Annotated in this window: 17 protein-coding genes and 1 pseudogene; 7 read left to right on the top strand and 11 right to left on the bottom strand. The window is 60.9% G+C overall.

What is annotated here, in order from left to right:
• Positions 1–247: 247 nt before the first annotated feature.
• The 10 genes and pseudogenes from U3654_RS01305 to U3654_RS01260 all read right to left on the bottom strand — a co-directional run bounded on the left by U3654_RS01305 (position 248) and on the right by U3654_RS01260 (position 12,414).
• Positions 248–1,267 carry a hypothetical protein gene (locus U3654_RS01305; RefSeq protein WP_324753565.1) on the bottom strand — a complete coding sequence of 340 codons (1,020 nt, stop codon included), beginning with the start codon at positions 1,265–1,267 and terminating at the stop codon, positions 248–250.
• Entirely contained in the window at positions 1,236–1,382 is a 147-nt protein-coding gene (locus U3654_RS01300; protein ID WP_324753564.1) for a hypothetical protein, read from the bottom strand. Before U3654_RS01300 ends, U3654_RS01305 begins: the two co-directional genes overlap by 32 nt.
• Positions 1,383–1,677: 295 nt before the next feature.
• Positions 1,678–1,821, bottom strand: coding sequence for a hypothetical protein (locus U3654_RS01295; RefSeq protein WP_324753563.1), 144 nt, complete (start codon positions 1,819–1,821; stop codon positions 1,678–1,680).
• Between the two features lie 178 nt (positions 1,822–1,999).
• A complete protein-coding gene (locus tag U3654_RS01290; RefSeq protein WP_324753562.1) occupies positions 2,000–6,685 on the bottom strand; it encodes a peptidoglycan-binding protein in 4,686 nt (1,561 codons plus the stop codon).
• The gene (locus U3654_RS01285) at positions 6,682–7,428 is read right to left on the bottom strand and encodes a M15 family metallopeptidase (RefSeq protein ID WP_324753561.1); all 747 of its coding nucleotides are present in this window, start codon (positions 7,426–7,428) and stop codon (positions 6,682–6,684) included. The genes U3654_RS01290 and U3654_RS01285 overlap by 4 nt, the downstream gene beginning before the upstream one ends.
• 1,035 nt (positions 7,429–8,463) lie before the next feature.
• Positions 8,464–9,381: a LysR family transcriptional regulator gene (locus tag U3654_RS01280; protein WP_324753560.1), complete on the bottom strand. Its 918-nt coding sequence runs from the start codon at positions 9,379–9,381 to the stop codon at positions 8,464–8,466.
• Between the two features lie 199 nt (positions 9,382–9,580).
• Positions 9,581–10,204 carry an RraA family protein gene (locus U3654_RS01275; RefSeq protein ID WP_324753559.1) on the bottom strand — a complete coding sequence of 208 codons (624 nt, stop codon included), beginning with the start codon at positions 10,202–10,204 and terminating at the stop codon, positions 9,581–9,583.
• Positions 10,205–10,333: 129 nt separating this feature from the next.
• Positions 10,334–11,685 (bottom strand): IS3 family transposase gene (locus U3654_RS01270; protein ID WP_324751533.1). Its coding sequence is split into 2 segments (ribosomal slippage): positions 10,334–11,349 and positions 11,349–11,685, totalling 1,353 coding nucleotides; the frame shifts between segments, so codons are not numbered across the junction.
• A gap of 80 nt (positions 11,686–11,765) precedes the next feature.
• A pseudogene (locus U3654_RS01265) lies at positions 11,766–11,894 on the bottom strand (MYG1 family protein); the annotation flags it as partial.
• Between the two features lie 208 nt (positions 11,895–12,102).
• Positions 12,103–12,414: an ETC complex I subunit gene (locus U3654_RS01260; RefSeq protein ID WP_324753558.1), complete on the bottom strand. Its 312-nt coding sequence runs from the start codon at positions 12,412–12,414 to the stop codon at positions 12,103–12,105.
• A 186-nt stretch (positions 12,415–12,600) separates the two neighbouring features.
• On the opposite strand from U3654_RS01260, the gene U3654_RS01255 reads away from it, so the two are divergent.
• From U3654_RS01255 to U3654_RS01230, 6 genes are all read left to right on the top strand, one after another.
• Complete coding sequence (locus U3654_RS01255) at positions 12,601–13,479, top strand: LysR family transcriptional regulator (protein WP_324753557.1); 879 nt, start codon at positions 12,601–12,603, stop codon at positions 13,477–13,479.
• A gap of 183 nt (positions 13,480–13,662) precedes the next feature.
• Positions 13,663–15,114, top strand: a complete 1,452-nt coding sequence (locus tag U3654_RS01250) for an aldehyde dehydrogenase family protein (protein WP_324753556.1) — start codon at positions 13,663–13,665, stop codon at positions 15,112–15,114.
• Positions 15,115–15,116: 2 nt separating this feature from the next.
• Complete coding sequence (locus U3654_RS01245) at positions 15,117–16,130, top strand: membrane dipeptidase (RefSeq protein WP_324755351.1); 1,014 nt, start codon at positions 15,117–15,119, stop codon at positions 16,128–16,130.
• Between the two features lie 41 nt (positions 16,131–16,171).
• Positions 16,172–17,716 carry a BCCT family transporter gene (locus U3654_RS01240; protein WP_324753555.1) on the top strand — a complete coding sequence of 515 codons (1,545 nt, stop codon included), beginning with the start codon at positions 16,172–16,174 and terminating at the stop codon, positions 17,714–17,716.
• 60 nt (positions 17,717–17,776) lie between these two features.
• Positions 17,777–19,468, top strand: coding sequence for a hypothetical protein (locus tag U3654_RS01235; RefSeq protein ID WP_324753554.1), 1,692 nt, complete (start codon positions 17,777–17,779; stop codon positions 19,466–19,468).
• Complete coding sequence (locus tag U3654_RS01230; protein ID WP_324753553.1) at positions 19,465–20,106, top strand: DUF3726 domain-containing protein; 642 nt, start codon at positions 19,465–19,467, stop codon at positions 20,104–20,106. The genes U3654_RS01235 and U3654_RS01230 overlap by 4 nt, the downstream gene beginning before the upstream one ends.
• Positions 20,107–20,201: 95 nt before the next feature.
• Here U3654_RS01230 and U3654_RS01225 read toward each other — a convergent pair whose 3' ends face one another.
• Entirely contained in the window at positions 20,202–20,789 is a 588-nt protein-coding gene (locus U3654_RS01225) for a riboflavin synthase (protein ID WP_324753552.1), read from the bottom strand.
• A 154-nt stretch (positions 20,790–20,943) separates the two neighbouring features.
• On the opposite strand from U3654_RS01225, the gene U3654_RS01220 reads away from it, so the two are divergent.
• Positions 20,944–22,236, top strand: a complete 1,293-nt coding sequence (locus U3654_RS01220) for a capsular biosynthesis protein (RefSeq protein WP_324753551.1) — start codon at positions 20,944–20,946, stop codon at positions 22,234–22,236.
• Positions 22,237–22,312 lie beyond the last annotated feature (76 nt).

Raw genomic sequence — 22,312 nt, 5'->3', positions numbered from 1 at the left:
CAGGGGGCCATATTGCACACCCACACGACAGGCGCGCCGCGCCCGGATTGGCGGCTGTAAATCCGGCCATAGTTATCTCGGAAGAGCTTGAAATTACAAGCGAAAACAACATCTTCCCTTTAGCTCCATCGGAATGGGAGCAAAGATCCCGCGAGAATAGGGGCAAGTTTTCGCGAACACAACGAAAAGACATAAAAAAGCCCGCCGAAGCGGGCTGGATTTCAGGTGATTTCGGGAAGGATAATGCCTACATCTTCATCTCGAGGACGGCTTTCACATCGACATAGATGGCTCCAACGCCTGACCTTTCAGGATGGCGGAAAGTCGGGATCTGCCCTGCCAAGATCTTTACGAATACATCCTCGAAGAGGCCAGCCCCGCGCTGGCAGGCGTATGCAATCGGGTGAAAGTTAGCGCCTGCTCCGACGGCGAGCTCCGGAAACGCGTATAACTTGAGGAGAAGATCATCGAGATGCTGCCGGGCAAAGATGACGTGACGGACGGATCCGCGGCCAGTTCTGGGAACGAGCGGATTCACGATGCCTGCACGATAAAGAACTTCGACCTGCCGCTTGCTGGCTCCGAGATATTCGGGAACGTCCTGTAGCGGCACGGCTGTTTTGAAGGCTTCAATCAGAGGCACGGTCTTCGCCGCCTCGAACACCATATTGCCGCTTTCCACGTCTGTTGCAGCCGAGGGAATCTGGCCAAGCTTCTTGAGGAGCCGCGAGAGACGCGGACGGTCGATGCCGACTTCGGCGGACAGGCTGTAGATCGTATAAAACCGCCGCTCGGTGACCTCGGCTCCAAGAACGGTGGTGCCCGGCTCCACGGCGGAATGCTTGACGATATGTTCGCGCAGGATGTCGCGGATCGGCCCGGGATCGATTGCGTTGCTACGGCGATCCAGCCAGTCGAAGATCTGGCCATAATAGGCCAAGGGGCCAGCCTGAACGGCGGTCGCGGACGAAGTCCGGCGGATGGTATCCAATGCTTCTTCAATCGCCTGAGGCCCTTCCCGATAGATTGAAAAGCCGATGTCAGTCGCCTCTTCAGTTTGTGCGCGGCTCAGTTTCGTCACCGCGACCCGATGGCCATGTTCGAGGATCGCCCCAAGCATTTCCGAGGCTGCAAGAACCTGTTCGGTGGTCTGTCCGTCCAACCATGTTTCATGGGCGCAATGCTCTCCATGCAGGCGACTGCGGAGCCAGTACAGGTATTCCGGCGTCTCGGCATCAGCGTCTTCGGCCAGTGCGAGCGGCGACATGGTGCAGGTCGTGCGCGTCGATCGGATTGGTCCCGATCCGGGCGTAGCTATCCCAGTGCAGATCGGCAAGAACCGCGATGGGTCCGCTGCGGTAGGGAATGATGACAGGATTCATGGCAATCTGCATTTCTCAGGATGGAGCCGTCAGGGTTCCCCATGCGCCTCGTCAGCACGCCGGTCAGTGCCGGGTTCGGGCGTACATGCGTGGACAATTTGCAGATAGGGATTTGCCAACGCGCATCGTTGGGCCGAGAGCGCAGGATTGATTCTCTGACAGCCGTGCCTGAGCAGGCAGTCAACTTGTGCCATCTCGTCTAGGCGGGCTCCGAGCGGACTTTGAGCACGTCAATCGTCGCTGCAGTGGGGCATCTGCGAAGCAGACATTGGTGCCGTTCCAAAACTGGGTGCTTTCAGTCCTTCATCAACGCCTTGATGCCGCTGATGAATGTCGCGTCATCCTGCACTTTGCGCTTATCCAGCAGTCCCACAGCGTCCGCTCCGGCTTGGAAGCGCAAGCGATTTCCGCTGTCGTTGGCAGCCTGCCGGATCTCCACCTGTCATGCCTTTGCCATGCGGCTCGTGGGTGCCAGCTTCGCAGGATCGCAGGCGTAAAATCCCTCCCCCACCGCATGCAATCCCCTGATGGTCCGCATGGCGGGTTTTTCGTTGGTCGAGCCGCGCGTCGACCAATTCCTCTCGTCAATCGAGGCACGTCGTCGCCGAGCCTCTTTGTCAGAACTCGATATCGAAATCTTCGTCCGCCGCCGCATCTGACGACAAAGCGTCGCGTGCCCGCTCCAAGCGGTCGAAATCCAACAGCACCAGACTGAATCCGGAATGTCCGCGCGAGGCTCCTCGCTCTTCAATGTAACTCACGACCTCTCCGCAGCCGGAATACATCTCTGCAACGCTCGGCGGAAAGTCCGCCATGCCGATCTGGTACGCCGAGCCCTTCTGGCGAAGCAGTTGCGTGGTCTTGCCGTCCGCAGGGACGAGCCGCGGCAAGGCCTGCAGGCCTAATGGCATGATATAGCAGTTTTGCTTCGGAGCATTCCATCCCCGCAGCTCCGCCTCGGGGGTCACGAAGTCCGCCTCGCCGTACTTGTCAGTTAAGGCCGAAACGATGCGATCAAACGGTAACGTACGGTCCGTAAGGACCATGCGGCGCATTACGCCGACGACCTCGCCCTCCGGTGCCCAAGAGGCGATCGTGAGCGCCTCGGTGCCGCCGCGGCGCAGGTACACCCTTTGGTATCCGAGCGCGCGCTGCGCCGCGGACACGTCCCCGTCGGGCGGCGTGGCGGTTTCGAACACCGCTTCGACGCCGTTACGCGCCGACAGCATTGCCGCAACTTCCTGCATGCTTTGCCCGGGCGCGATCCCCAGAAGGTCGAATTGCGCATCGCCAGTCGCTTCAAGCGTGATTTCCGGCCAGTCAGCCGACGCTTTGGGCTGAGGCTGTGAAGGTTGCGGTGAAATCCTGGCCTGGGCCGCGGCGATCTGGTCATCGCGGGAGAGGGTCGCCTCGGCTTGCTGAGCGGCGGCAACGGCTTGCTGTGTGTCGTCGGTCTCCGGCACGGCTGCAGGCGTCAGCAAAGGGCCGAGCGTGCCATCGCCCATCTCGATCCGGGTTCCCGTCGCCGCGCCCCTCAGCACCAGCCCAGGGACCTTGCCGATCCCGTCCACGCGCTCGGCCTCGCCGAGAGTGAACTCGATCTGCGTGGCAACGGCACCGGCGCTCGGACGCCCCTCGTGAATCGCGTCCTCAAGCACGAGAACGACCATCTCACTGGTGCAGCGATCCTCCGCGGCGTGCGGACGGGTCCGCGTGATCGCGTATCGACGTGAAACCTTCATTGGGCCGTTTTCTTCGCGCAGACGTCGCGCAAGATCGCTCTGGTCCTCGCGCAGAGACGGCACCGCGGTCATGACCTGCTGGTCAAGATGACCATAAGCCTCACGGAAGCTACCGCAGGAGCGATCGTTGCCGACCGTGATCCGCGCCGTAAAATCCTGGCCGAGCGCCGCGGCCTTCGCCTGAAGCCAGGACAGGATCATCTCGCGGTGCCGCGTGATCCACACCGGGTCCGGCCGAGCCTGTCCGGCCTCAAAAACGGCCGGGCCGGGCAAGCCTGCATCGCGCTCTGTCCAGGCGGCAGCAACGATGTCCGGCAGCGTCTCGACCGACGGCTCGTAGCCATCACGTAGGGCGATCAAGTCGGTGATGTGGGGCGTCACCTCCAGACGGATCTCGTCCAGTCCCACGAACTCTCCTGGCTCGAACCGGCTGGCGATCCGGGCTTCTGCCTCGGAATTTGCATCGTCGAAGCGCCTTTCGCCGAGGACCTTGGGCAAGTTGTTCTCATCCTGGGTGTAGAAGACGATCCGCTCCGGACGGGCCAGAAGCGAGATATTCTGCGTTCGGGCATGTAGGCGTTCGGCAGTCTCGGGCGTTAGTTCGGCAAGCATCATGATGTTGCGCGATCGCTGGTCGACGATATAACGCGCCGTCGCCTGATCCATTTCAAGAGGGGCAAAAGCATCAGGGCCGACAAGGCTGATCGTCACCTGCAGATCGCCCTGTCTTGTCCGGAGGTTCAGCCCGTCCGCGCGGAAGCCAAAGGTTCCGTTCTCGAGGTCGTAGGTTCCAAGTGCGACGCCGCTGCGGATCACAAGTGGCGTCTCGGCGCCCGCGCGCAGTTGCGCAGTCGCGGCCTGCATGGCGCCGGGCGCGTCGAATTCGTTGGCCTGCTTCACCTCGGGCATGAGTTTCGCGACGGTCTCGAACCCGCCTGCGCCAAGCAGCCGGGCGACATGGCCGGCGATCGCGACCCCGTCGGACATCTCGGCCTCCGCGACCTCGCGCGCGAAATCGGATGCGACAGGTTCGGCCGGTTCGGTGGGCGTCTTGGGAGAGGGGATGAGAAGGTCCTCGACCTGGAAGGACAGCACCTCTACGTCAAGCGCCGCACCCGCATAGATGCCGATGCGCTGCAACGTTCCTTGCCCGGTCCGCATCGTGTTGTTCCTGGGGCTGCCGAAGGCCTGCTCGATGGCGGAGGTATCCAGGGAATAGTCGAAATCGGCCCACCAGACGAGTTGCACCAGACCGTCCTGCGCCATCTGGCGAAGCACCCGCGCCTGATCAGGCGGCACCTGGATCTCCGCGGGCAGGTTGCCGAACCGCTCCGCCGAGGCGAGCCCTTGGTTGCGGGCGTCGGCAGGTAGATCGACGACACGGAACTGCCCGTTCGACAGGTTGCCTTGGATCTGCTGGAGCGGAAAGCTCTCGGTCTCAAAATTGTAGGTGCCGAGCCTCAGCTCGACACTTTGACGGACCTGAACCGGCCAGCTTGGCGCATTCGCGAGAATGGAGTCGTAATACCGCTCGAAGAAGACCCGCTTGGCATCGCGCCGGGCGAATTCGTCCTGAAACGGGTCGGATCCGTAGCCCGCGGTCGTGACGCTCCGGACGATGTCCGTACTCGCGTAGCGCGGCTGCCCGAAGAAACTGCGGTGATCCGCTTCCGACAACAATCCCCGGGCCACACCGACGAAGGCGTTGCCTTCGCGCGGCGCATCGGGATGCTGCCCAAGCCAGGCGAAAGCCGTAAACTGCCCCCAGCCGGGCGCGTTGCGTTGTTGCGCAGGCAGGGGGACGTCCAGCGCCCCATCAACAGTCGGCAGACCGAGTGACTGCGCCAGGGCAAGCGCGCTCTGCCTGCCGCTCGGGGCTTCCGCGCCACCCAGCGGCCAGCGATGCACCGGTTCGCTGCCGGGCTCAAGCGGCAGGATCGATCGGCGGCGGCTGTCCATTGCCACAAAATGCAACTCCGCGCGCAGCGGCTCAAACGTGGCGGGCGCTCCGCGCTGATTCAATTGCCGCGCAAAGCTCTCGACGCTGTCGTCCTGGCCGATGCGGGTGATCTGCCCCCAGATCACGGTTCGCGGCTGCCGACCGTTCGAGTGCTCTTCGGATACGCGGTCGATGAAGGCGGCCGCCTCGGACCGGCCGATCTGCAACGGGCCCGAGATCTCGTCTGGCAATGTGACGACGATTGAGCCGATCGGGTAGGGGCGCGCGTTGAGAACCATTTGAGGGGCACCGCCGACAAGCTCGAGGCCCGTGCCTTCGACAAATTCGCGCGGCCGCGAATGACTGTAGAGTGTCACTGCAAGCGGATCCTCGGGCGTGACAGGACGCACGGCCTCGGCTTCCTGCAGCAGGGCGGCACGCAGAGCAGCGCGGGAATCCTCTTTCTCGATTGCGTTCATGGCGTTGAAGGTGCGATCGGCCGGATCCGTCTCAGCGTTCTGAAGCCGCCGGATGGCATCCAGGACGCTCGCGTCGTCGAGCACCGCAGGATCACGTTTGATCTCCAGCAGCGCAAGCCTGCGCGCGAGGCCGTCCGGTGCATCAATAAGGGTGCCCTGATCGAAATGCGCACGCGGCCCGGAAGAGAGCGGAGCAGTTGCCGCCGCTGCGGGAGTAGATGCAAGAGCGCTGAGCCCGGTCGTTGTTGGCTGACCCAGCGCAATTTGACCGGCGACCAGCGCCTGTCCGGGGGAGCCGCCGAGAGCAAAGACGCGCGAGCGCATGCTGTGTTCAAGACACGCCACATCGGCCCCGCAGGCATCCCGGCTTCGAAGCCAGGCCGCCTGGTCGGCCCGGCGGCCACCTGCGTTCCATGCCTCAGCCAAAGCGCTGTCGAGCGCGGCGAGCGAGGGGTTCGAGCAGATCGCGATCTCGGTCGGGGTCCCGGCGCGACGGCAATCGAAGCTCGGCCCCGCAGAGGGCGCTCCGGCCGTCAGCATCGCCAGTTCGGACCGTGTAAGTGCGCCGGTCGGTGCCGCGCCGATGTCGCGCTGGAAGCCGGCGATGGCCGACCGGGTACGCTGGCCGGGTTGCCCGTCCACCGGTCCCGCATCAAACCCCAGCGCGTTCAAGGCCGACTGGATGCTGCGGGCGGATCGGGACAGTTCCGTCGGGCTCAACACCGGATCGGCCGCGGCGACCGGCGCAGCCGCCGCAAGGTCAACGGTCAGGTACGCCGGCGTAGTGCCTTGCCCCCAGATCTGTACCTCCAGCTGCGCCGCGGCACCCGACCGGAGCGCCGCCTGTGCTGCTGACGACATGCTGCCGCGCGCCAGAAGGGAAGGCATCCTCGCGCGCATCTCGCGGCTTTGAAATATGCTGTCGGATGTATCCCCGGCCTGCCGATACCCGAACCGATGCACGTTCGCGCGATCCTGCGTCAGGATCGCAGCCGGGTCGGAAAGCTGCGCACCCGACGAATTGCGGCGGTCGATCTCGCCGATATCGGCGCGATAGGTTTCAAGTAGGGATTGAGAAAGCGCCGACGACGCGACTGTCGTCAGAGCCACCGCGAGCGCGGCCATCCACTCGCGAGCGGTCATTGTTCGGCTCCTTCCGTCAATCTGCTGTAGAGAATCAAGTCTGGTCGATATTCGAAGTGCATACCGTCGAAGTGATGCCACTTGCCGCCCCAGATGAAACCGCGGCGCTCCATCGACTCGACCAGCTCCCACGGCACCCTGTTGCGATAGGCGCCTACATTGCCCTCGGTCGCGCCCGTCCAGCGCCAGTAGCCGCCAACCGACGCGTTCACGTCGACGGCGATGCCATAGGAATGCGCGCTCAGCCGGTCCGTGCCGGCAATACGCCTCCAGTTATAGCTGCCGCCGATCTCGTCAAAGAGCGGAGCGATCCGGTCATCGTTCAGATCGATCTCCGCAAGGGCAGCGGTGAGTTGACACGCGACCCCGTGCCGCCGAGTCGCGCGGAAGCGCGCAGGTCCGGCGGCGACGGTCTCGAGGTTTTGCTCCACCACACCCGACTCTGCGCCGTAGAGAAGTTTCAGGAAACCGTCGTGCCGGGCGCGACCGGGATCGTGATACGGGGTGGCACGCAGATCGAGCGTGCGCGACGGGGTATAAGCGATGGCGAACTGGTCACCCACCGTCGGCGCGGCGATCAATTCGGGCATCGCGCGTGCGGTAGGCGGATCCGCTGCGATGGTCTCGCCGCCATAGGCAATCCGGAACTCGCGTGACCCGAGGATCTGCACCTGCGGGAACGCGAGCCCGATCGCTTGGATCCATACGGGCTGACTGGACGCCGCAGACAACGGCTCGTTCATGAAGTCTCGCGGACTGCAACTTTGAGGTGCCGCAGGCCCGGCCGGAATGACCAGTGAAACGATCAGGGCAGCGGCCCCGAGAACTCTTGTAACAGACGGTATCAATGTCCTGACTTACCCGGATTTGTCCTTAATAATATGCTTGCGCGCTCGCCAGGGAATGCAGAAACGAGCCGTGGTGTCACCAAGAGCGTATCACAGAACAGGTCACGAACGCTATAAACATTGGGCGCTGCAACCTTTTGGCGAATCCTGATCTGGAATTCCTGAGAAATGGGCCGGTCCGAACCGGGAGTCGGGGAATTTTTTTGCTGACCGGTCGGATCGCCGTGGTCGAGTCAATGCGCGAGCAGGCGTCCTCTGACGCTTTCGCTAGGTCTTGGTCCGAGCAGCTGACGCTCCGATATCGTCCATGCAGGCACCTTGGGCTCAAGCCGATAGGACACCGGTATAAATCACGAAGGCAGCAATGGTTCGTTTGCGCGGCACTTATGATCGAAGCCGTCGCCCACCGCGTCATCGGCTGCAGACCGAACCGCACGGCCCGTTCCTTCGGTGAGCGGTCTTGGCAACTGGCAAGACACTACCTAAGCGTTGAATTTGACCCTGATTCATCTGCTTCCGCCAATTCTTCGAGAAGGTATACTCGCCTATTTATAAAATATAGAAAAGCATACAGACTACTTTCGGTCGGTTTTGCTGAAAAACTCGAAAATCTGAAATCAGTGATTTTTCGCCAAGGTTACATTCTGATTGAAAGTCGGTCTAATTGTGCGAGCAGGGACAAAGAAGCGATCGGTCAGCGCTGCAGCCGCCATTTGGTCGACCCCCTCATCAAATTTGGCTATTGGCCATGAGTGGGCGAAAATTTTATCGCCAAAGGTTAAAATCGGAGTTTTCAACACAATCAGCCAATGTGTCAGATGCTGGGCTGCTAACCAATGTCAGCTACCACTATGTGTCAAAAAGTCTTCAATAACTACTCAGATTTGGAATGGGCTTTGTGGCAGCGTCAAACGGTCCAGCTAAATGTAATCAGGAAAGCGTCGCAATGAGGCTGGTCTCAAAATCAGCGCTGGCCTGTGCAATTTCAGCTACCTCCTGCACAAACGCATGCGGCCGATCTTCGCGATAAACAGCAACGTAGGGTACAGGCGGCAGCGGAACTTCAGTTTCGATTATTTCGAGCTTGTCTTCTTCAATGAGCCGTTTGCAATAGTGATAGGGCAAATAAGTTACGCCCAAACCCGCCATCGCTAATCCAAGCAGTGCTGACATGGAGTCACACACAAGAGTTTCAGGAAAAACCACACCGCGGCTTTTTAACCATTTATTCAGGAACACTCCTGACCCTGACAGTCGTCCTTGTACAAGGACGGGGTACTCAGCCAAATCTCGGTGCCTGATAGGAACATTGGTCTCGAGGAATCCTTTCCTTGCCATCCAATAATTTTGCACGCTTGCAATCGGAACCGTCACAAACTCCGGCAAAGTAAAGGTCTCGGGGATAATGATCAGGTCAAGTTGATCTTGTTCGAGATCGCTGAAGAGATCTCTGCTCATGGTCACTTTTGGCTCCAGCCTGACTTGTGGATAACGTTCCCTGATTTCGGCTACAAGTTGAGGAAACCAGGTCGAGGCCACGAGTTCAGTAATGCCAATTCTCAGCGACCGCGGCTGAAGGCTTTCGGTATTGCGCAACTCGAATATCTGGTCATGCAGCAGAAGCATTTTCTTTGCCACTTCGTACAACTCTTCGCCTTTGCCGGTAAGCTTTGCGCCGCGCTGATTTCGGTTGAATATCTCAATTTTGGCGCCTCGTTCAAGCTCCTGCACACGTTTGGACACGGCAGACTGTGTTGCGTATAGTCTCTCGGCAGCCCTCTCGAACGTGCCCAATTCAACAATCCAGTAAAGCGTTTCAAGTTGTTTGAGCGTTATTCGGGTGTTCATACTGACTCCGTGAAACATGCAGATCATTCCTTGGTAGCATGTTTGGCGCCGCTCATGCACCCAATTTTAGAATGCTTTAATTACCAGTCAGCTTGCCGCCAGTCAGCCGCTTTCAGGCGTGCCGCAACAACCAATCCGGAACATGGTCGCGATGGTCCGCACCAAGAGGCAAACATCGCGATGAGCATGTTGTTCCGAACTACTTTGAATAGGCTCCAGCGTAGGTTCCATTCGCAATGGATGCCAAGATGTCGGCCTCCTTGGCCTGTTGCTGGCGCGTCGCCTCGAGCAAACTCTTGGCGATACCGGGGCTGAACGCAACTATGCCATCTGCGTCGCCTACCACGATATCGCCCGGATTGACTGGCATTCCACCAATCGAGATCGGCACATTAAGCTTGCCAACACCCCCTTTATAGGGCCCAAGGTGTATGACGCCGCGCGCAAACACTGGAAAGGATCTGGACGAAATCTCATCAACATCCCTGATAGAACCGTCCACAACGATCCCCGCAGCGCCTTTACTTTCTGCAATGTTTGCCATGATATCTCCTATGAGCGCGCGATCTTCGTATCCTGCACCGTCAACGACAATCACGTCACTAGGCGATAGGTTCTCCAACGCCTGATAGATATATGTGTTGTCTCCCGGAGCAGCCTTGACCGTTAAGGCTGTCCCTACCATCGTGCCACCGTTGTGAAACGGACGAATACCCCGAGCACCGACCGCTCGATCAAGATTATCGCTGATATTCGCAACCGCGCAGGTGGAAAATCCCTTAAGAAGATCGGCGATATCTGCGTCATCATTGGTTTGTGTCATTTTTCATGCACCTTATGTATTGGTCTGAGAGAAACGAAGCTTTGCTATGGCTTGTGTGTCCGTCGTCAAATAAAATGGGACATCAGAGCGGCTTGAGCATTGGAGGCTCTGGCTCGTTCGTGTGATTGATTATGCGGCTTGTTTCTGGTGTTGCAAGCGGCGCTGTCGGATTGTCTGTTTCTTGATCTTCTCCCTTTCCCTGAGAATGGCTTTATCGCGGCCGAAGTAGACGTCGGCGGGTGTGACGTTGTTCAGACTCTCGTGGTATCGTTGGTTATTGTAATATTCGACGAAGGCCCCGATCTGCTGCTCGAGATCGCCGGGCAGGTAGTAATTCTCCAGCAGAACCCGGTTCTTCATAGTTTGGTGCCAGCGTTCGATCTTGCCTTGTGTCTGTGGGTGGAATGGCGCCCCGCGGACGTGCGTCATTTTGTGATCCTCCAGCCAATCGGCCAGATCGCCAGAGATATAGCATGAGCCGTTGTCGCTGAGCAGCCGCGGCTTGTGGCGCACGACCGCCTGGTCGCAACCCGATTCCGCCAGAGCCAACTCGATAGTGTCGGTCACATCGGCAGCACGCATGGTGCTGCAGAGCTTCCACGCAATGATGTAGCGGCTGTAATCGTCCAGGATCGTGCTGAGGTAATACCAGCCCCACCCGATGATCTTGAAGTAGGTGAAATCGGTCTGCCACATCTGGTTGATTGCCGTGGTTTTGTCTTTAAACTCGTCGGCCGCCTTGATCACCACATGCGCGGGCGCCGTGATCAGGTCAGCTTCCTTCAGAATACGATATGCTGATGATTCAGATATAAAATACCGCTTCTCGTCGGTGTATTTCACCGCCAGCTCCCGTGTCGTCAGGGCCTCAAATTCCAGCGCGAACTCGATCAAATCATCGCGCCGATCCTGTGGAATACGGTTCCAGACAGAACCTGGACGGGGTGCGTGGTCCGCCAGGGCATCAAGGCCGCCGTCGACATAACGATCATACCAACGGTAGAAGGTCGCGCGCGGGATGCCCAGCATGTCGAGGGTCTGCCTGGCCGGTAGATGTGAGCCTTCAACCGTTCGGATGATTTCCAGCTTCTCGGACGCGGGATACCTCATTTCTCTGCCTCCCCAGCCCCTGTCATGCTTTTTTTGAGCAGACGGTTCTCAAGGGTCAGGTCTGCCACGCATTCCTTCAGGGCAAGTGACTCCGAGCGCAGATCTTTGACTTCTGGCGACGTTGCCTGCCGGGCCGTGTCGCCGGACAATCGCCGCTTGCCAGCCTCAAGGAATTCCTTCGACCAGCTGTAATATAGGCTTTCGGCGATGCCTTCACGGCGACAGAGCACCGAAATGCTCTCTTCGCCTCGCAGACCCGCCAAGACGATGCGGATCTTCTCCTCAGCCGAATAGGTCTGACGGGTCTTGCGGCGGATGTTCTTGACCAGCTTGTCAGCTGCGTCCTTAGACGTTCCGGATTTCTTGTTCATCTTCACTCCATGAAGGTTACGATGAACCAGAAATCCTCCGTTGTTCAATTCCTCAAATCTGTCCCACAGGCGCTGACGTCAGACATCCACGCCTTATCGCGGCTGCGGATCAACTCTGCCTCGGGGAACAACCGCGTCAGGATAACGGAGGACAGCAGCTCATCAGCATGAAAGCCACCGGAATGGGTGACGAGGTGGGTGATGGTCATCAGGAACAGGCTCCAGCCGGGCTTGAAATGATTTGGGCGACCACAATGGCCGCCCGTCGGTGAATGCGATCGCAATTTTGAGCGAGAATTATGGCCGTCCCAAATCTTGTGGCACAAAGACGCTTATCTACAGCATATGGATAGCTGAACAGCCTCGCGGGATCTTTATCCCGATTCCGAGACAACTTTGCCCCGATTTACAGCGGCTTTAGTGTGTCCAGACGCCCTTGCGGTGGGTCGCGAAATTCTCGCCATAGCCGCCTTGGCGGATGTTGGGTTTGCGCGCCTGCGGATCCTGCACGATCACGTCGATGCCGTGTTCCTCGGCATACTCCAGCGCCGCTTCCTTGGTCGGAAAGCTGAGGCGCACTTGCGCCTGCATATCGGTGGACGACGTCCAGCCCATCAGCGGATCAACCTCGCGTGCGGTGCCTACGACATGCTCCAGCACCCACTTGCGAGTCTTGGCCGTGCCCGAGGTCATGGCGTTGCGGGCGGGGCGATAGATACGGGCAGGCATGGGGCATCTCCTCGGCGAGCGTTGTTCCCTCACAGATGCACCATCGCCGCGGCGGATGTCAATTGCGCCACGCGCGCCAACGCTGCGCGAACCGCCATGCTACACCGCCATATTACACGGTGGGCTGACGCCGCGCGTCGGGTGCGGTAGAATAACAACAACCGGACAACGCAAGGCAACCATGCAGTGGCCATCAAGATCGAAATGCTGCGCTGTTTTCAGGCGGTGGCCGACCACGGCAGCCTGATCGGCGCGGCCGAGGCGCTGGGGCGCACGCCGTCGGCCATCTCGATGATGCTGCGCCAGTTCGAGGAGCACGTCGGCGCCCCCCTTTTCGAGAGCGCGCGCAAGTCGCGCCTAACCCCTCTGGGCGCCCTGATCCGCGCCGAGGCCGCGCGCGAACTGATCCATTTCGAACGGACGGTCGACGCAATCGAGGCGCTGGCGCTTGCGCGTGCAGGAAACGTGCGCATTTCCTGCACCCCGTCGGTGGCCCAGACGGTCATGCCGCCGATCCTGCGCGATTTCATGGCCGCGCGCCCCGGCGTGCGCATCGACATGCGCGACACCGACAGCGGCACGGTTCAGCGCGACCTCATCGAGGGACGCGCCGATATCGGCCTCGCCTCACTGCCCCCACTGCCGGGATTTCAACGCGAGTTGCTGTTTTCCGATCCCTACGGCGTGGTCTGTCCCATCGACCACGCGCTGGAGCAAAGCTGGCAACACCTGACATGGTCCGATCTGGACGGGGTCGAGTTCATTGCCAATGGCCTCTGCAGCCAGATCCCAGATGCCGATTTTCAGCCGATCCTCGCCGCCTCCAGACTGATGGTGCGCAACACCGCGTCGATCCTCAGCATGGTGCGCGCGGGTGCAGGCGTGACGATCCTGCCGCGACTGGCCGTCCTGCCCGAGTTTCTGGATCTGGAATTCCTGCCCCTCGCCGATACCGATACACGGCGCGAGGTCTGGATGATGATGCTGCCCGATTCGGGCGTCAGCCCGGCTGTGCAGGCGCTGGCTCAGGCGATCCGGGGCGCAGAACTGGACACGACGGGCTGAAATCGCCCATAAATTCAGTTTTCTTGAAGCCTAGTTAACCAATTTGCGATTGCTCTGAAACGGGCAGGCGTTGAACAATGTGGCACATCGCGGCTGCACCAAGTTTCGGGCCGGGACGCAACCCAACACCGCCGACAGGAACGACGCGGCCCGACGCCGCCTCACAACCAAGGGATCATCGCCATGACCGACGTGCAAAAGAACTATATCGCGGGCGAGTGGATCACCGGCCCTGCCGAAATCGAGAACCGCAATCCCTCGGACCTGAGTGATCTGGTCGGAATCTACGCGCAGGCCAGCGGCGATCAACTGGAGCAGGCACTGGACGCCGCCGCCACAGCGCAGGTCGAGTGGGCCGCCTATGGGTTGGAGCGCAAACAGGCCGTGCTGAACGCCATCGGCAACGAAATGATGCAGCGCGCCGAAGAATTGGGCCGCCTGCTAAGCCGCGAAGAGGGCAAGCCGCTGGCCGAGGGCAAGGGCGAGGTGTTCCGCGCCGGTCAGTTCTTTACCTATTACGCCGCCGAAGTGCTGCGCCAACTGGGCGAAAATGCCGACAGCGTGCGTCCCGATATCGAGGTTGACGTGCGCCGCGAGCCTGTCGGCACTGTCGCCATTATCAGTCCATGGAACTTCCCCACAGCCACCGCCAGTTGGAAGATCGCGCCGGCGCTGGCCTATGGCAACGCCGTGATCTGGAAACCCGCCAACATCACGCCTGCGTCGGCCCACGCACTGACCGAGATCATTGCGCGTCAGGACATCCCCAAGGGTCTGTTCAACCTCGTGATGGGCGCGGGCCGCGACGTGGGTCAGCGGCTGGTCGAAAGCCCCAAGGTCGATGCAATCTCTTTCACCGGGTCGGTCCCGGTGGGACGCGGGATTGCCGTCGCTGCCGTGCAGAACTTTACCCGCGTGCAGATGGAGATGGGCAGCAAAAACGCCCTGTTCGTCGCCGACGACGCTGATCTGGATCTGGCCGTTGCGTTGGCACTTGGTGGCGCTTTTGGTGGCACAGGGCAGAAATGCACCGCGTCCTCGCGCCTGATCGTTCAGGACGGTGTGCATGACGCATTCGTTGAAAAACTGGTCGCTGGCGCCAAGGCATTGAAGGTCGGCCATGCGCTGAGCGACGGCATCCAGATGGGGCCGGTCGTGTCCGAAGAGCAGCTGAACGAAAACCTTGCGTGGGTCAAAAAGGGCCGCGCGGAGGGCGCGGAGCTGGCTTGCGGTGGCGAGCGTCTGAGCATGGATACCGAGGGCTATTTCATGTCGCCCGGCGTGTTCCTGAACACCACCAACGCCATGCAGATCAACCGCGAGGAAATGTTCGCGCCGCTGGCCTCGGTCATCAAGGTCGCCAGCTATGACGAGGGCCTTGCCACCGTCAACGACACCAATTTCGGCCTGACCTCAGGCATCGTGACACGGTCCCTCGCCCGCGCCACACATTTCCGGCGCAACGCGCGCACCGGCGTCGTCACGGTCAACCTGCCGACTGCCGGCACCGACTATCACGTTCCATTCGGCGGGCGCGGCGACAGCAGCTATGGCCCGCGCGAGCAGGGGCAGACGGCGCGGGATTTCTACACCATCGTCAAGACGTCCTACATCGCCAGCGGCAGCCCCGAATGATGATGCGCATCGACGGTCTGCAATATGCCAACTGGTCGGAAAAAATCTTTCGCCAGATGCGGTCGGGTGGGCTGGACGCGGTGCATGTTACCATCTCTTACCACGAAAATTTCCGCGAGACGGTACTGAATATCGAGAAGTGGAACCGCTGGTTCGAGCAGTTTCCAGACCTGATCATCAAAGGCCGGTGGGCGGGCGATGTACGCCTCGCAAGGGATACGGGCCGCACGGCGATCTTCATGGGCTTTCAAAACCCCAGCCCGATCGAGGATGATATCGGGCTGGTCGAGGTGCTACACGATCTCGGCGCCCGCTTCATGCAGCTAAGCTATAACAACCAATCGCTATTGGCGACGGGGTGTTACGAGGCCGAGGATCCCGGCATCACCCGCATGGGCAAGCAGGTTATCAAGGAGATGAACCGCGTCGGCATGGTGATCGACATGAGCCATTCTGCGGACCGCTCGACCGTCGAGGCGGCGGACCTCTCGCAGCGCCCGATCGCAATCACGCACGCCAACCTGCATTCATGGCAGCCCGCCCTGCGCAACAAGCGCGATGATGTCATCCGTGCGGTTACTCAGAACGGCGGCATGATGGGCTTTTCCGCTTATCCGCACCACCTCAAGGGAAAATCCGACTGCACGCTGAGCGATTTCTGCGAGATGATCGCGCGTGCGGCCGAGCAATTTGGCGTGCAGCATTTCGGCATTGGCACGGATCTGTGTCAGGACCAGCCCGACAGCGTCGTCGAATGGATGCGCGTGGGCCGCTGGTCCAAGGAGATCGACTATGGCGAGGGCAGCGCCGCCGCCCCCGGTTTTCCGCCGCAGCCGGATTGGTTCAAGGACAACCGCGATTTTCCCAATTTTGAGCGCGGCTTACGCGACGTCGGCTTTGATGAGGGCGAAATCAACGGCCTGATGGGCGGCAATTGGTTGCGCTTCTTCGAGGAAAACTTCATCCCGCGCGGTTCAGCCTGCGACTCTGCGGGTGCACAAACGCCGCCGGGTTAAAGCGGCACAAAAATACAAAACACCCTTGGGAGGAGTGTCTTATGAGTGATGTAAATTCGTTGCCCGGCAATCGGGCGCATATCAACAGACCGCTATTCGCGATCACCGGCGGCTTTATCGCCTTGTTCTGCGTGATCGCGCTGGTCAACCTTGAGCTGCTGTCGACCATCGTCGACGCCAGCTTTGCCTTTTCGGCCAAGTATTTCGGCCTCTACTGGCAGATTTTGCTGCTGGCCACGTTCCTCATTGGTATCGTGCTGATCTTCTTGCCCGGCAGCCGCGCAATCATGGGCGGGGTCAGCGTTCCTGAATTCCCGGTGTTCCAGTGGGGCGCGATGATCATGTGTACCCTTCTGGCCGGTGGCGGCGTTTTCTGGGCCGCGGGCGAGCCGATGGCGCACTTCCTGTCCTCGCCGCCCTATTTCGGTGCTGAGTCCGGCACGCTGGACGCGGTCGGCCCGGCCATGGCACAAAGCTTCATGCATTGGGGTTTCCTCGCCTGGGCCATTCTGGGCGCGCTCAGCACCATCATGCTGATGCACTACCACTATGAAAAAGGCCTGCCGATGGCGCCGCGCACCCTGCTCTATCCGGTGTTCGGCGATGCGGCGATCAACGGCCCCATTGGCTTGATCGCGGACGCGTCCTGCATCATCGCGGTGGTCGCGGGCACTGTCGGCCCCGTCGGATTTCTGGGCCTGCAAGTCAGCTATGGCCTGAACGCGCTCTTTGGCATTCCCGACACCTTCGCCACACAAGCCGTAGTGATCGCGGTCCTCGTCGCGATCTATACGATCTCGGCCATCACCGGCCTGTCCAGAGGCATCCAGATCCTCAGCCGGATCAACGTCATCCTCGCGGCAGTGCTGCTGGTCTTCATGCTGATCGCGGGACCGACCGCCTTCATTTTCTCCAGCTTCTTTTCGGGCTTTACGACCTATATCACCGATTTCTTCGGCATGTCGCTCTATCGCGGCGATGCGGCAGTGTTCGGCGATCCGGGCTGGCTGGGCTGGTGGACCGTGTTCTTTTGGGGGTGGTTCATGGGCTATGGGCCGCTGATGGCGATGTTCATCGCGCGCGTCAGCCGGGGGCGGTCGATCCGGTCGATTATCATCATGCTCTCACTGGTTGCGCCCATTGTGACGACGTTCTGGTTCACTATCGTCGGTGGATCGGGCATCGCGTTCGAGCTGGCCAATCCCGGCTCAGTCTCGACCGCGTTCGAGGGCTTCAACCTGCCCGCCGCGCTGCTGGCGATTACACAGCAAATGCCGATGGGCTTTATCGTGTCGGTGCTGTTCCTGATCCTGACGACGATATTCGTGGCCACGACGGGTGACTCGATGACCTACGTCATCTCGGTTGCTATGTCAGACGAGGATCGCAGCGCGACGGGTGTGCGCGTGTTCTGGGGCGTAACGATGGGTGTCATGGCGCTGATCCTGATCTGGACCGGCTCGGGCGGTATCGGCAAGCTACAAAGCTTTATCGTCGTCACGGCGGTGCCGGTATCGCTGATCCTGCTACCATCCCTTTGGGACGCCCTGCGGATCACCATCGCAAAGGGGCGCGGCACCGACTGATGACAAAATAACTGGGCGGCCCGAGCGGGCCGCCCTATTTATTTGAAAGGAGGATGATCCATGCAAATCGACCAGCCCGCCGCCATCGCAGCCATGCGCCAGCCCGACCAGGTTATGCGGCTGGAACGCATGGGATCCTTTCATCAAAGCCGATTGTCCTTCATGCGCATCCTGCTGCGCCGGATAAAGGCCGAGGATTGGCGCATTGAGCGCGCCAGGTTCGACATCGACGCACGCGGCGTCGGCACCGCAATCTATACCGCGCACGGGCCTCAGAACAGCTACAGCCTGATTGCTTTTGCCAACGATCTGGACCCTGAAAAACGATCCGACCGAGTGATCGCGACCGAATGGGACGCGACGTTTACCCTGTTCGACGGCATCCCGACAGAGGCCGACATCGACCGGCTGCGCGCCAACGTGCCACTGCAAGAGGCCGGGCGCATAAGCCAGAGCGAGCTGTCGCTGAGCCGCGCGAACCGGTCGGTCCGCCTCTGGAATCACGTCGTTGCGGCGCTGGCGAAAGGCGAGCAGCCCGATCCAGCCATAATTGAGAGCGTCGGGTATCTGATGCGCACCACCGCCGTCTATGGCTCGGGCAAGTTCGGCGCGGCTGACCGCGCCGCTACGTCCGATCGGCCCGAGTTTCAGGCACCCTACCAGATCGAGATGCTATCGGTTTACCTCACCCGCGCCTTCGTCATGGACCTCGTCGAGGATATGGCCCGCCAGCGCGCGCCCGACACCGCCGTGACCATGGAGCCAGCCCTGCGCCGCCGCTTTGGCATCGGCAATTCCACCGGTCTTGGCATGGCGCCCTATCTGCTTAACCACCCCGCGCTGCTGCACAGCTGGATTGCCGCACGCGAGACGGCGCTGTCGCGCGTCCGCTCGCTGCCGCAGGCCGATGCGCAGCATATCGAAAAATTCCAACAGATGGTCAAACGTGCCATCCTGCACGCGGCTGCATGGCACAGCGATCATCCTGCGCAAATCGCCAAGCTGGTGGACCTGCGCGCTGATCTGGACCGGCTGGCCGCCCATCTGGACAGCGCAGGCCTGACCGGCCCGCGCCCTTGGAACCACCTGTGGCTCTGGGCCGAAGAGGCACTGTCGCTGGAAGGACAGGAACAATTGGTGTCGCTGCTGCTGGAACCATATCCCGAACTGGTGGACGAGCTGGCCGATACGATGGCCTGCGACGAGGATCACCACTGGCGGATCGCGGGCGGCATGACCTGCGCCCGCCTCGCAGACATCATGCGCAACGTCTATGGCTGGGCGCTGGATATCGACTGGACCGCACCGGGCGCGCAGGCCCGTGTCTGGTATGTCTCCGAGGCCAAGCTGGAACCGCGTCTGGGCGAGCGACGTCTAGAGCCGGTCGAGCCCTACGAACAACCGCTCAGCCCCGGCCGCGATGCCGCGCGACTTATGGAGGCGCTGGACAGCTTTGACGGCGCGACCGTCGCTGCCTTTGTTCTGGCCTATCCCGAGCATCGCCATATCGTGCGCCGCGCGCAGATTGCCGCGCGCCTGCCCTATGCCGAAATCCGCGGCAATACCATCGGCGAGGGCCTCATGCCCATCGACATGCTACGCGCCAAGCTCAGCTTTTTTGGCGCGTGCCATTTCGACCCACGCTCGGACCGCTGGGTGCGGATCACCATGTTTCAGAATGCGCCATATCCCGATGAGCTGGCGAATGGCGACGCCGACGACTGGACCTTTCCGCCACTGGAGGCCTCATGAGCCAAGCGCTAAGCGAGATTGAGGGGCTGGCGCGCAAGGCCGCGCGCGGCGCGGGCTTTAGCTGGGGTATGGCCGAAGAGGCAGGCAAGGCCGCGCGCTGGCTGGCCTCTATCGGCCTACCCGGCCCCGAAGCGCTGGCTGAATTTTTGGAAGCGCATGACAGCACGCCCCATGCCCTGATGCGACCCACCAATGTGGACGCAAACATATGGCAGGCCGAAGGCGGCACGATCTGCCCGATATCGGCTGGCGCCGCGCTGTGCGATCTGGCCCAAAACGATGCGCCCAGCCGTGATATCCACATCGAGGCTTGCGCCTATCCCCTGCTGTTACTGCCCTTCGTGCGCGCCGCCGCCGAGGATGGCGGCCAGCCCGAGCGCATGATTTGGGAGGGGGGGGCCTTTGCTTTCTCCAGTGAAACCAGAGGTCGTGTCGACACGCCTTTGACCGCTGTCGCAGAGGTGGATATCAAGCAGGGAACGGCAGATGATCTACCCCTTCCAAGTTGCCAGCTGCGCTACGATCTGGCCGAGGGCCCAACCGCGCGCCTCGCCGCACTGGCCGCGCGGACCTATGCGCCCGATACCGACGAAAGCCGAATTGCGGGCGCGGGCGCGGGTCTGAGCGACAACGATTGAAATCCTGCGCCAGACGATCTGCCCAGCGCGCCAGACGCTAATTTGCGGCGTCTCCGACGGGGACTCTTTTAACAAAAAAGGTGCAGGGCGCGCTCTCAGCCAAAATCGCGCAGGCGCGCGACGTAACGGGCAAGGGTGTCGATCTCGAGGTTGACCGCGTCGCCGACTGCAGCGCGCCCCCAAGTCGTCACATCCTTGGTATGTGGAATAAAGTTGATACCAAAATCGCAGCCGTCCACTTCGTTCACGGTCAGGGACGTGCCATTCAGCGCGACCGATCCCTTGGGCGCGATGAAGCGGGCCAGCGCCTCTGGCGCCGTCAAGGTGACGCGGGTGCTGTCGCCTTCGTCGCGCATGTCGCTGATCCGCGCGATCCCGTCGACATGCCCCGAGACGATGTGCCCGCCCAGCTCATCACCGACCTTCAGCGCACGCTCAAGGTTGACGGTGCGACCGATGGCCCAGTCCGAAAGGTTGGTCTTGGACACCGTTTCGGCCGAGATTTCGACGTCGAACCAGTCATCACCAGTGTCGATCACCGTCAGGCAGGCCCCGTCGCAGGCAATCGACGCGCCCAACGCGATGGTGCTGGTGTCGTATCCGCAGGCAATGCGCGCGCGCAAATCGCCGCGCTGCTCCAGCGCGCGGATACTGCCCTGATCGGTTATGATGCCGGTAAACATGCGATGTTGTCCCTTCCAAGCCTTGCTCCGAGGTAGCCACGCATACAGCGTGAGGCAAGACGGTGCGTGGCATTTCTATCAATTTCGCCTATTCGGTGACGTAGGCTGTAAACATTGTCAGCCCTTGGTAACTTTATGCGAGTATGATGGGATCATGAACACCACAACCGGCGCTCGCCACGTCTTCTTGTTTCTGCAGGGGCCTCACGGGCCTTTCTTTGCACGGCTGGGGCATATGCTAGGCCGGGCCGGTGCAGACATTTGGCGCGTTGGGTTCAATGCGGGCGACAGCGCGTTCTGGCGCGACCGGTCCAGCTATATCGCCTATCACGGCGCGCCCGAGGATTGGGCCGACACACTGGACGCGATGCTGACCGACAAGGGTGTGACCGACATCGTGCTATACGGCGACACCCGTCCGATCCACGCCGAGGCGGTGAGGCAGGCGCGTGCACGCGGTCTGCGCATTCACGTCTTCGAAGAAGGGTACATGCGGCCCTACTGGGTCACGTATGAGCGGGGCGGCAGCAACGGCCATTCGCGCCTGATGGAGCTGAGCGTCGAGCAGATGCGCGCCAATCTTGAGCAATCACATACGGACAGTGCCCCGCCGCCGGCCAGTTGGGGCGACATGCGCCACCACATCTTTTACGGGGCGCTCTATCATTTCTTTGTGCTGGCGCTGAACCAACGTTATCGCAATTTCAAACCGCATCGTGCGATCACCGTGCGCCAAGAGTTCGGGCTGTATCTCAAGCGTCTTTTGCTGATGCCGGCACAGGCAGTGGACCGACGGCTGGCGACGTGGCGCATCCGGCATGGCGGATTTCCTTACCATCTGGCGCTGCTCCAGTTAGAGCATGACAGCAGTTTTCAGATGCACTCGCCCTTTGCGACGATGGCCGATTTCCTCGAAACCGTCGTCACCGGCTTTGCAAATGGCGCGCCGACGCATCATCATCTGGTGGTCAAGGCGCATCCGCTGGAGGATGGCCGCGTGCCGGTCCGCCACTACCTCCGTCAGCTTGCACGGACGCACGGCGTCGCGGACCGGGTGCACTACGTCCGCGGGGGCAAGCTGGCACAGCTCTTGAATGAGGCGAGTAGCGCTGTCACCGTCAATTCCACAGCTGCGCAACAGGTGCTGTGGCGCGGCATCCCGCTGAAAACCTTCGGCGAGGCAGTCTATGCCAAGCCCGAGTTCGTATCGACCAAGCCGCTGGCTGATTTCTTCGCCGGGGCCGAACGTCCCGATCGCAAAGCCTATATCGATTACCGCCGCTACCTGCTTGAGACCAGCCAGATCGCGGGCGGCTTTTACTCGGGACGCGGGCGACGGCAACTCTTGCGTCAGGCCGTCGACATGATGCTAAGCGCCGACGACCCCTATGATGCACTGCACAGCGGCACAGCGGCTCCGAGGCAACAGTTGCGCCTCGTGACGTAAGCGGCACAAACTGTAGCGCTTTATTTCCATTTCGAATTCAGCTACCCTGTCGACTGATATACGCCGCGCAGACGGC

Origin of the sequence: Roseovarius sp. Pro17 (genome assembly GCF_035599575.1) — a bacterium.
GTDB lineage: Bacteria > Pseudomonadota > Alphaproteobacteria > Rhodobacterales > Rhodobacteraceae > Roseovarius.
Note: the sequence above shows the minus strand (reverse complement) of the source record. Positions and strands in the feature narration are given on the sequence as shown.